Annotated in this window: 8 protein-coding genes and 1 rRNA gene; 7 read left to right on the forward strand and 2 right to left on the reverse strand. The window is 43.8% G+C overall.

What is annotated here, in order from left to right; translation table 11 throughout:
* The first annotated feature begins 88 nt into the window (after positions 1–88).
* Complete coding sequence (locus EXU57_RS23955) at positions 89–1,051, forward strand: polyprenyl synthetase family protein (protein ID WP_133270806.1); 963 nt, start codon at positions 89–91, stop codon at positions 1,049–1,051.
* Positions 1,052–1,053: 2 nt separating this feature from the next.
* On the forward strand, positions 1,054–2,775 hold the full coding sequence (gene recJ, locus EXU57_RS23960; protein WP_133270807.1) for a single-stranded-DNA-specific exonuclease RecJ: 1,722 nt from the start codon (positions 1,054–1,056) through the stop codon (positions 2,773–2,775).
* Positions 2,776–2,931: 156 nt separating this feature from the next.
* Here recJ and htpG read toward each other — a convergent pair whose 3' ends face one another.
* On the reverse strand, positions 2,932–4,851 hold the full coding sequence (htpG, locus tag EXU57_RS23965) for a molecular chaperone HtpG (RefSeq protein ID WP_133270808.1): 1,920 nt from the start codon (positions 4,849–4,851) through the stop codon (positions 2,932–2,934).
* Between the two features lie 264 nt (positions 4,852–5,115).
* Here htpG and EXU57_RS23970 point away from each other — a divergent pair, with 264 nt between their 5' ends.
* The 5 genes from EXU57_RS23970 (at position 5,116) to EXU57_RS23990 (ending at position 10,313) form a co-directional block, all read left to right on the forward strand.
* Positions 5,116–8,316: a T9SS-dependent choice-of-anchor J family protein gene (locus tag EXU57_RS23970; RefSeq protein ID WP_133270809.1), complete on the forward strand. Its 3,201-nt coding sequence runs from the start codon at positions 5,116–5,118 to the stop codon at positions 8,314–8,316.
* A gap of 117 nt (positions 8,317–8,433) precedes the next feature.
* Positions 8,434–8,790, forward strand: coding sequence for a 30S ribosomal protein S6 (gene rpsF, locus EXU57_RS23975; protein WP_133270810.1), 357 nt, complete (start codon positions 8,434–8,436; stop codon positions 8,788–8,790).
* A gap of 2 nt (positions 8,791–8,792) precedes the next feature.
* Positions 8,793–9,059 (forward strand): 30S ribosomal protein S18, encoded by a 267-nt coding sequence (gene rpsR / locus EXU57_RS23980; RefSeq protein WP_133270811.1) that lies wholly within the window; start codon positions 8,793–8,795, stop codon positions 9,057–9,059.
* A gap of 9 nt (positions 9,060–9,068) precedes the next feature.
* Positions 9,069–9,515: a 50S ribosomal protein L9 gene (rplI, locus tag EXU57_RS23985; RefSeq protein ID WP_133270812.1), complete on the forward strand. Its 447-nt coding sequence runs from the start codon at positions 9,069–9,071 to the stop codon at positions 9,513–9,515.
* A gap of 387 nt (positions 9,516–9,902) precedes the next feature.
* On the forward strand, positions 9,903–10,313 hold the full coding sequence (locus EXU57_RS23990) for an RNA recognition motif domain-containing protein (protein ID WP_133270813.1): 411 nt from the start codon (positions 9,903–9,905) through the stop codon (positions 10,311–10,313).
* Positions 10,314–10,927: 614 nt separating this feature from the next.
* Here EXU57_RS23990 and rrf read toward each other — a convergent pair.
* Positions 10,928–11,039 (reverse strand): 5S ribosomal RNA (gene rrf / locus EXU57_RS23995).
* Positions 11,040–11,041: the final 2 nt, after the last annotated feature.

An 11,041-nucleotide genomic window follows, 5' to 3' on the forward strand; every position in this document is an offset into this window, starting at 1 on the left:
TGTGGTGTATTGTAGAATTAATTTCTCATTATATCATTAATCTTCCCTAAATAGAATTCAGTATTATATTGCGCCTAAGTTCTCCATAATGCAATTAGCTCAATCGATTATCGCTGCTGAATTAGAACAGTTCGAAAAACATTTTAAATCAGCGGTAAAAAGCAATGTTTCCCTTCTTGATAAGATCATGCAGTACATCGTTAAGCGGAAAGGAAAACAACTGCGGCCGATGTTTGTATTGCTGTCGGCAAAACTAGGTGGGGAGATCAATGATAAAACTTACCGTGCAGCTTCCCTGGTAGAATTGTTACACACCGCCACCCTTGTACATGACGATGTTGTTGATGAGTCCCTCGAACGCCGGGGATTCTTTTCTATTAACGCTTTATGGAAGAATAAAATTGCGGTGCTGGTTGGTGATTATCTTCTTTCAAAAGGGCTATTGCTTTCCCTCGACAACCAGGACTTCAGAACATTACAAATCTTATCGACGGCCGTTAAACTGATGAGTGAAGGTGAATTGCTGCAAATCGAAAAGGCCAGGAACCTAAACCTCAAGGAAGATATTTACTTTGAAATCATCAGGAACAAAACCGCCTCGCTGGTAGCTTCTTCATGTGCAGCCGGGGCATCAACAACCTTTACAGACGATATCTCAATAGAAAAAATGCGGCTGTTTGGTGAAAAGGCCGGCATCGCTTTCCAGATCAAGGATGACCTTTTTGACTACGGTTCGGCCGACATTGGTAAACCGACCGGAAATGATATTAAGGAGAAAAAACTTACGCTTCCTTTAATTTACACCCTTAATAATGTAAATGCATCTTTAAAAAGGGAGATCATTTATATCATAAAAAATGAAAACACCGATAAAGAAAAGGTGAGGTATGTGATTGAGCAGGTAGAAAAAAACGGCGGAATTTCGTATGCTGCAGAAAAAATGCTTTCTTACAGAGATGAGGCCCTGGCAGAACTATACCATTTTGCCCCTGGCCAGGTAAGGGATGGCCTGGAAGAATTGGTTAGGTATACAACAGACCGCAAGTACTAAAAATGCAAAAACGATGGAAAATATTAGCTGCGGACCCTTCCTCCGTTAACGGACTGTATGGATCGTTGAAGGTCCACCCCATCATTTGCAGGCTGCTTGTACAGCGTGGTTACGACACATTTGAGAAAGCAAAACAATTCTTCCGTCCGCAGCTGTCTGACCTGCATGATTCCTGGATGATGAAGGACATGGCAAAGGCCGTCGCAAGAATTGAACGGGCCATGCAATCGAACGAGCGAATCCTTGTTTTTGGTGATTATGATGTAGATGGAACAACCGCTGTTGCAACGGTATACCAATTTATAAACTCGGTTTACCAGAATCTAGATTTTTACATCCCTCACCGTTACCGTGAAGGATATGGGGTATCTAAACAGGGAATCGATTATGCTTATGCAACGGGTGTAACCCTGATTATCTCTCTGGACTGCGGCATAAAATCCGTTGATTTAATCCGGTATGCTAAAAGTCTCGACATCGACTTTATAGTTTGTGACCATCATATGCCTGATCCGGAGTTACCACCTGCGGTTGCCATACTAAACCCGAAACAACAGGATTGCTTGTATCCTTACAAAGAATTGTGTGGTTGCGGAGTGGGGTTTAAGCTAATAAGTGCACTCGCCCAAAAGATGGGCCTACCCGAGAACGCTTACCTGAAGTACCTAGACCTTGTTGCTACTGCAATTGCTGCCGACATTGTACCACTGACAGGCGAGAACAGGGTACTCGCCTATTATGGCTTAAAGATGGTAAATGAGGGTCCATGTGAAGGTATAAAAGCACTGATGGAACTGGCCGGTGTGCAAAAAGAAATGTTTCTTACCAATCTTGTTTTTGTGATTGCACCGCGTGTTAATGCCGCCGGGCGAATGGATGATGCCCGAAAAGCGGTTCTGCTGTTTATAGAAAAGGATTGTGAGAAGGCTAAAACATTCGCTGAAATGCTTCATCACGATAATAAAGACCGCCGCGAAGCAGATAGTACGATTACTGAGGAAGCCCTGGCTTTTATAAAGACTGACCTTTTACGACAGGATAGAAAATCAACCGTAGTTTACCAGGAGCACTGGCACAAGGGAGTTGTAGGTATTGTTGCGTCACGACTTATCGAAACCTATCACCGACCAACTGTGGTGCTTACCCGGAGCGGTGAAGTTGCTGCAGGTAGCGCGCGGAGTGTGCCGGGTTTTAACTTGTACGAGGCAATACATGCTTGCCGTGAGCACCTGCTTGGATACGGCGGGCATTTCGCTGCTGCAGGTATGACGCTTTTGCCCGAAAATATTGAGGCATTTAGATCGAAGTTCGAAGAGGTGGTAAGTGCCACCATCGAGCCCGAATTATTGATCCCCCAGATTTTAATTGATACGGAAGTCCTTTTCTCAGATCTTAAGCCTTCGCTTTACAGGATTATTGCGCAGATGGAACCATTCGGACCCGAAAATATGCGCCCTGTTTTTATTGCGCGGCAGGTTTACGATACCGGATGGAGCAAGGTGGTAAAAGAACAACACATCAAATTTGTGCTTGTACAAAACAATGTCACTTTTACCGGTATCGGGTTTAACATGGTGGAAAAGTTTGCCATCCTCCTTGAAAAAAAGCCGATGGATATTGTTTTTACTTTAGAAGAGAATATCTGGAACGGCGAAACTCACCTGCAATTAAAGGTTTGCGATTTACGACTTTCGGAAACCTTACCAATGCCCTCTTTGAACTGATCGCCGGATATGCAGATCAATGATTTGCCGACGAAGTGATTGCGACGCAACGATGATGCTATGAAAAACTGCTGCCGGTATCTAAAAAAAAACATTCCTGCTCAAAATAACAAGGGCAGCAAATTGCCGCCCTTGTACTATTATCATTATTAGCGATTATGCCTGCACAGTTGCGGCAGTTGCCTTATCGCCTTCCATTAGTTCAACACTCCTGTTGATGAAGTTGGTCAGCTCACTTCCTTTAAGCAATCCTTGACCAAGTAAGGCAAGGTCTGCAAGATTCCTGATTTGTTTTTCCTGTACCTGCAGATCTGACTCTTTAAGAATACTCTGGTAAATCTTATGGTTTCCGTTTACGGTAAGCGTAACCTCATCAGGCATATTGGCGTACCAGCTTGCCATACCTCCGCCCATTGCACCCATATCTTTCATCCGGCGCATGAACTCGGGGCGGGTAGCAACAACCGGAGGCGCACTGTCACTTAAGCCCTTTACTTCAACGGTAGCATGGAGGTCAGGAATATTAAAGCCAAATAAGGTTTTCAGCTTTTCTTCTTCCTCTTTGCCGAGAACGCTTTCCTGTGCCTCTCCTTTATCGATCAGGTGATCAACAATGTCAGCGTCTACACGGGTAAATTGCACCTTTTCCCACTTCATTTCCATGTTGTTGATGAATGCGGCATCTACCAGCGTTTCCATCTTCAATACCTTATAACCTTTTCCGCGAGCCGCCTGGATGTAGGCGTCCTGCTGGATGGGATCAGTGGTGTACAGAATAACAAGTTTTTCTTCTTTATTCTTCTGCAGCGCATCGGCTTCTGTTCTGTATTCTTCAAGCGTATAAAACTTTTTGTCCTGGTCAGCAGCGGCACCAGCTTCTTCCATTACCAGGAACTTGTTCGCTTTCTCGAGGAACTTATCATCGGTCATTGCACCATACTTCACAAAAAGTCCCAGACTTTCCCACTTCCCCTCAAACGATTTCCGGTCTGTTTTAAAGATTTCCTCGAGCTTGTCAGCAACTTTTTTGGTGATGTGCGCATTTATCTTCTTGACATTTGGATCGCCCTGCAAGTAGCTTCTGCTAACATTCAACGGAATATCAGGGCTATCGATCACGCCATGTAGTAACATCAGGAACTCAGGAACAATGTCTTTTACCTCATCAGTTACAAAAACCTGGTTGCTGTAAAGCTGGATTTTATCCTTTTGGATCTCGTAGCTCTGCTTGATTTTTGGAAAGTAGAGAATACCGGTAAGATTAAATGGATAGTCAACGTTCAGGTGTATCCAAAAAAGCGGTGTTTCGCCATATGGATACAGTTCTTTATAAAAGTTCTGGTAATCTTCTGTAGTAAGTTCCGAAGGCTTCCTTGTCCAGGCCGGAGTTGTGTTGTTTATCGGTTTTACCTCTTCAGCAACTTCGTCGGCATTACCGTCTTTAGTTTCCTTTTCCTTACCTGCTTCGGTAAAGTAAATGGGTACTGGAAGAAAGCGGCAGAATTTGTTGAGGATTGCAGTGATCCGGTCAGCATCAAGAAACTCTTTGCTTTCCTCGTTTATGTGTAAAACGATCCTTGTGCCGCGGTCAGGCTTTTCGATGGTGTACAATTCATATTCCGGACTACCATCACAACCCCAGAAAGTTGCAGGTGCATCGGTAAAGCTTTTGGTATAAACCTCTACCTTATCACTTACCATAAAAGAGCTGTAGAAACCAAGACCGAATTTACCGATGATGTTTTCTTCATTTTGCCCTTTATACTTCTTCACAAATTCTTCGGCACCGCTAAACGCCACCTGGTTGAGGTATTTATCTACCTCTTCCTGCGTCATTCCCACGCCCCGGTCGCTGATACTTAACGTTTTTTCAGCCACATTAAGTTCTACATCAATCCGCAGTTCACCAAGCTCACCTTTTGCTTCGCCAATCGACGACAAAGTTTTAAGTTTCTGGGTAGCATCTACCGCATTGCTCACCAACTCGCGAACAAAAATCTCATGATCGGTGTAAAGGAACTTTTTAATAATCGGGAAGATATTTTCCGTTTGAACACGGATATTTCCTTTGGCCATATGTTGTTATTTTTTTGGTTCAGGCATTTGTATGAATATAGAACATCGTTGCGTCGCACGCTTCGGCTGTTGTTAAGCACTCAGCATTACGAAGGAGCAAAACGTTTTCACAAAGCAGGTGCCACTAAAAGCTAAGCTGACAGACTGTCAACCGACTGAAACACGGTTCAAAAACGGTTGCGCCTGAAGTTCAGTACCTTTTCAGTCGCTGGCTGATTACCCAACTAGGATTTGCCGGCCCAAAATTCACGTCAAATAATATAAATGAGGGTTCTTACTTTAATTACGGTGTTCGTCCTGTTTGTTTCCTTTGGTTCACGATTGTTCGGCCAGGTGGTAGTTAACGAGGTTTATGGCGGCGGCGGCAATAGCGGCTCAGTTTATAAAAACGATTTTATTGAACTCTTCAATAATGGCAACATCTCGGTCGACTTAACAGGTTGGTCGGTTCAATATGCCAGCGCTACAGGAGCGGCATGGCAGCTTACTCCCCTATCGGGAAGCATTGCACCCAAGGGCTATTTCCTGGTTAAACAAGCGGCGGGAACCGGTGGCACTACCGACCTACCCACACCAGATGCAACAGGAACAATAAACATGAGCGGAACCGCCGGTAAGGTAGCGCTGGTTTCAACAAACATATTGCTAACAGGGGTTTGTCCTCCAACATCCACCATTGTAGATTTAATTGGTTTTGGTAATACGGCAAATTGCTTCGAAGGATCTGCACCTGCACCCGCTCCCTCAAACACTTCTTCTGTTGAAAGAAATCCAGTGGGCTTTGACGATAATCAAAATGCTACTAATTTCATCGTTGCTGCTCCCTCTCCAACAGCTTCAGCACCCTTTACCGATAGTATCCCACCAGAGATAGCGAGTCTTTATCCTTCAAATAACGCAGGCAACAGCGCCGCGCGCTTTACGGCCACAATTACTTTTAACGAAAGCATTCAAAAGGGATCGGGCACCATCAAGGTTATTCGTCAAACCGATAATACCATTGTTCAGGAACTCAGCGTTACTACTGCCGCAGTAGCTATTTCAGGCAGAACAGCAAACTTTAGTGTAATTGGCCTGGATGCAAACACGCGGTATTTCGTGGAGGTAAGTCCTGGAGCATTTAAAGACTTATCTGGGAATGACTTTACGGGAGTTCAGGGCACTGCAACCTGGCTATTCACTACAGGATCACTTCTTTATAACGCAAAGTTTAATTACTGCGCATCCGGCATCCAGGAAGGGTTTCAACAGTTTAATGTTTTGGGTGCACAAACGTGGGCTTGTACCACCTTCGGACGCGACAGCATGAACCTCCCATCAGGAAGCGCTCAAAACGGGATTCAAATCAATGGCTTTGAAGTGACTAACGTTCCTAACGAGGATTGGCTTATTTCGCCCTCTTTTAATCTTGTCAATACGATATATCCATTGTTCTCGTTTTGGAGTCGTACCGCCTTCAACGGTCGTCCCCTGCAGCTGAAAGTGTCTACCGATTATAGTGGAAGCGGTAACCCGGCCCTGGCAACCTGGACCGACCTGAACGGGAGGTTTCCGGCCCAGGCCTCGGATATTTGGCTACAATCAATAGTAAACTTGTCGGCCTATAAGCAACCCGCTGTATATATTGCCTTTGTTTATACATCCGGTAGTGAAGATGGCGCCCGTTGGACCCTGGACGACATAACCATTGATAATTCTATGGTCCCTCCTGCTCCAAATCTCACCTTGAGTACAAAGGACCTACAATTCAATTATGTTGCTGCCGGAGGATCTGCGATAAAAAGTTTTCTGGTAACAGCAAATGATATCACCACCCCGCTTACATTGGCGGTCACGGGTGATTTTCAGCTTTCGCAAAACAATGCCAACTTTTCCTCTGCTTTGACCATCGGTATTGCTAGTGCGAACAATACGGCAGTTCCGATTTACGTGAAGTTTTCACCCTCAGCAAACGACCGGGATTTCACAGGCATATTGACCGTTACAACTTCGGGCACCAATGATACGATTAACCTAAAAGGCAGTTCAACTGATCCGGCAAAAACGCTGGAAGTTGTTAACTGGAATATTGAATGGTTTGGCAGTCCCACTTTCGGCCCCATAAACGACAGTTTACAGGAGCAAAACGTTAAGACCATTATGCTCAACATTGGCGCGGATTTATTTGGCCTCACAGAGGTTGTGGATACTGCACGGCTTGGACGTGTTGTCAGAGCTATGCCGGGGTACACTTTTGTTGTTTCTGACTTTGGTTCCCACACAAATCCAACAGTTCCGGGGAATGGACCATTGAGCGATGCGCAAAAATTAGCTTTCGTTTACAAAACCGGTTTATTTAGCAATGTTACAACCGGGGCCTTGTTAAGCCAGGGTACAAACACGGCTGCCGATGCAGCAAGCGCGAATTATAACAACTGGTCAAGTGGCCGGTACCCGTACCTGATGAATGCAGATGTTAACTTAGGTGGTATCACCAAAAACATAAAGTTCATACTAATCCATGCTAAAGCGAATACTTCACCCACCATCACCTCTTATGCGCGCAGAAAGGACGGTGCCGACTCTCTATACAAACAACTAAATACCTACTATATATCCGATAACATTATCCTGTTTGGTGATTTTAACGACGACCTGGATCAAACCATTACTGCGGGAATAAATCCCCCTGTAACTTCTTACTATTCCATTGTTGCTGACTCTGCAAATTACCCGGCGCTTACGTTACCCTTAAGCAGGGCAAGAAAGAAATCCACAGCAGGTTTCAATGATATGATTGACCACGTTATCGTTTCAAATGAAATGAGATCTTTTTATATAAACAATTCGGCTAACGTACTCTCCGATGTATCAACGCTGGTGTCGGCTTATGCGAGCACCACGACAGATCACTTTCCTATTTTCACGCGGTACGCTTTTGATCAATCCGTCTTATCGCTTGGCTTGATAAGTTTTACGGCTTCGAAAAAGCTAACCGAAGTCGAGCTATCCTGGAAGACAAGTGTTGATGATAGTAATGAAGCATTTGTTATCCAAAGAAGTGCGGATGCTACCGCCTTCAAGGATATCGGTAAAGTCGTTGGCCGGAACGCACTGACTTCGCGGGAATATACTTTTACTGACAAGAACCCGTTATTCGGAACGAACTATTACAGACTCAGGCAAACTGGTCCCGAAGGGAAAGTGGAATACTCAAAAGTTCTCGTTGAAGTTTTCACGAGCTCTTTCAAGGCAACACTTGGACCAAACCCAACCACAGGAATTCTAAGAATAGACCTTAACAACAATCGGCGGCAGTTAAATTTTCACGTTGCAGATATGTCGGGTAGAATCGTAGCCCGACAAACTATCCCCGGATTTCAGAAAACGGCAACACTAAACCTTAAACATCTGCAAAAGGGAAGCTATGTTGTTAAGCTATTCGGCGACGAAGGCAGTTTTAGAGAGATCCTACTGCTCCGCTAGGTTTAACACTTCTACTATGGCAATTTAAGTGGGAACTTGTAAGAGTTATGCCAATGTATGTGCTATTCCCTTACCTTTGCACCCCAAATCTTTTTAAATAATCAAAATCAGGGATTAATGAACAATTATGAATTGATGGTGATTTTTACCCCGGTACTTTCTGAGGAAGACTTCAAAGCTTCCCAGAAAAAATTTTTAGACCTTATCACCGATAATGGTGGTGAAGTTGTGAGTACCAATCCATGGGGATTAAAATCACTTGCCTATCCCATCCAGAAGAAGACTACGGCCATCTACTGGGTAGCGGAATTTAAAGGGCAACCCGACTTCAATGAAAAGCTGAAAATTCAGCTCCTGAGAGACGAACAGGTGCTTCGTCACATGATTACCAAGCTCGATAAATACGCCGTCGAGTATAATCAACGTAAGAGAAGTGGCGTACCTACCGGAAACGAAAAAGCAGTGGAGGCATAATCATGGCAAAAGCAAATGAGATTAAATACCTTACGGCGATAAAACAGGAGAAACGCGCAAAGAAGTTTTGCCGTTTCAAAAAGTACGGCATTAAGTACATAGATTACAAAGATGCCGAGTTCCTGAAGAAATTTCTGAACGAACAGGGAAAGCTATTTCCACGCAGGCTTACAGGTAATTCATTGAAGTTCCAGCGCAAAGTTTCCGAAGCGGTTAAGAAAGCCCGTCAAATGGGTTTATTACCTTATGTAACTGATCTTTTAAAGTAGGAGGACACCATGCAAGTAATATTAGTACAAGACGTCGATAACCTGGGTGGTGCAAACGAGTTGGTAAACGTGAAAAACGGTTATGCTCGTAACTTCCTTATCCCTCAAAAGAAAGCTGTTGAAGCAAATTCATCTAACTTAAAGCAGATGGAAGAAAAGCAAAAGCAGCTTGCGAAAAAAGAGGCCAAGTTACTTTCTGAAATCAACAGCGTTATTGCTGTGTTGAAGGAAGGCCCCCTTCGCATTGGTGCAAAAACCGGTGTAAGTGGAAAGATTTTTGGAAGCGTTACCTCACTTCAAATCAGTCGTGCAATCCGTGATCAGAAAGGCTTTGAAATTGATCGTAAGCGAATTCACATTGTCGACGAAGTAAAAGAACTCGGCAACTATAAAGCAACCATCGACTTTGGTAATGGAAACACTACCGAGGTTGAGTTTGAAGTGGTTTCTGAATAAGTTAGGTCAACAACAAGTTTAGTCCATCCAATTGGGTGGACTTTTTTTTTGGTACCAGCTGTATACTTCCGGGGCGACATCGTTGCTACGCTCAGTTTGACATTTTGTTCTTTGTTCATCATAGCTTCTAATTGAGTATGGTGCTTACTTAAACAAAGCAAAAGGATGGTTTTGTTGAACAAAATGTGTTCATATTAAAAAGTTATTATAACGCTTATATTTTTTCCCATTAATATACTTTTTAAAGAAAATGTTTATCTTCGGTACTTCCTTAATGATCTTTACAGTTTCACAATAGTTCTCTGGACGTTTTATGTAAATGTTTCTCTGGTATATTGTTCACTGTGTTCATTATGGGTTTTTATTTTTTTCATTAATTTTTTCAAAATGAACATTTACGTTGGAAACCTCAGTTGGACTATGACTGAGCAGGATTTAGCCGATCTTTTCACTCCATTCGGCGAGGTTATTTCTTCAAAAATCGTTACCGATAAATTCAACGGTAATCGTAGCAAAGGTTTTGGTTTCGTGGAAATGGCTGATGATGAAGCAGGTCGCTCAGCAATCAGTCAACTCAACGAAAGCGACATCATGGGTCGTAAGATCGTTGTAAACGAATCACAACCACGTCCGAAAGACGGAACAGGTGGTGGTGGTGGATTTAAGAAGAGAAGCTTCGGCGGCGAAAGCGGTGGTGGTTTCAACCGTGGTGGTAGCACTGGCGGTTCTGGTGGCTTCAATCGTAATCGTGGCGGCGGAAGCAGCAGCGGTAGCGGTGGTGGTTACAACAGATACTAATTCCTGCATTGTAAAACTGTAAAGTCTGGCGTCTTGCCGGACTTTTTTTGTTTAGGGACTTCCTGATCGTCAGTTCCGATTGGAGTTGATGGTGCAGTCTGCCGAATTTCCTAACACTGCTAACCACGATTTGACCAGGATAATTCTAAGCACCGGCGAACGGTATAAGTAATTACCGGTATTGCGGCTTTTAATTTGACATTGGGTTGTGCTGGTCAGCAAAGTATAGTTTTTCGCCAGGTACAGGATTGTTTTAAATAGGCATATTGAAAAACAATCGCAGAATGAGGGGTTCATATGGAATATAAAGGGTGAGTTTTTATCGCACTTGTTGGCGGCCAAGCTTGGTAAGAGATACTGTGTTGTAGCACAATGGCTTCGTGCACCACTACGCTTTCTACCACGCTCCACACCAGGCCATCAATCGGGCATTGTTAGCTCGTTATCAAGTTGCGTGATCCATAATGGCTCAAGTGTAGAGCTACAGAATAGAGCTGGTAAAAGTCCGTATTTAGGTAGTAGCTGAAAGCCTACAAGCTTTTATGGCGAGCATTTAGTTCAGGAGTTATGGGCAATAAAAAACCCTCTCAGAAAAACTGAAAGGGTTTAAATAAATATGGCAGTTACCTACTCTCCCGGTTGGTATACCAGTACCATCGGCCATGAGGGGCTTAACTTCTCTGTTCGGTATGGGAAGAGGTGAACACCCTCGGCAAAACCACCATAAG

The sequence above is a fragment of the Segetibacter sp. 3557_3 genome (assembly GCF_004354985.1).
Taxonomy (GTDB): domain Bacteria; phylum Bacteroidota; class Bacteroidia; order Chitinophagales; family Chitinophagaceae; genus Segetibacter.

Coding starts and splice junctions, on each gene's coding strand:
- EXU57_RS23955 (WP_133270806.1), top strand. CDS start 89: ATGCAATTAGCTCAATCGATTATCGCTGCTGAATTAGAACAGTTCGAA.
- recJ (WP_133270807.1), top strand. CDS start 1,054: ATGCAAAAACGATGGAAAATATTAGCTGCGGACCCTTCCTCCGTTAAC.
- htpG (WP_133270808.1), bottom strand. CDS start 4,851: ATGGCCAAAGGAAATATCCGTGTTCAAACGGAAAATATCTTCCCGATT.
- EXU57_RS23970 (WP_133270809.1), top strand. CDS start 5,116: ATGAGGGTTCTTACTTTAATTACGGTGTTCGTCCTGTTTGTTTCCTTT.
- rpsF (WP_133270810.1), top strand. CDS start 8,434: ATGAACAATTATGAATTGATGGTGATTTTTACCCCGGTACTTTCTGAG.
- rpsR (WP_133270811.1), top strand. CDS start 8,793: ATGGCAAAAGCAAATGAGATTAAATACCTTACGGCGATAAAACAGGAG.
- rplI (WP_133270812.1), top strand. CDS start 9,069: ATGCAAGTAATATTAGTACAAGACGTCGATAACCTGGGTGGTGCAAAC.
- EXU57_RS23990 (WP_133270813.1), top strand. CDS start 9,903: ATGAACATTTACGTTGGAAACCTCAGTTGGACTATGACTGAGCAGGAT.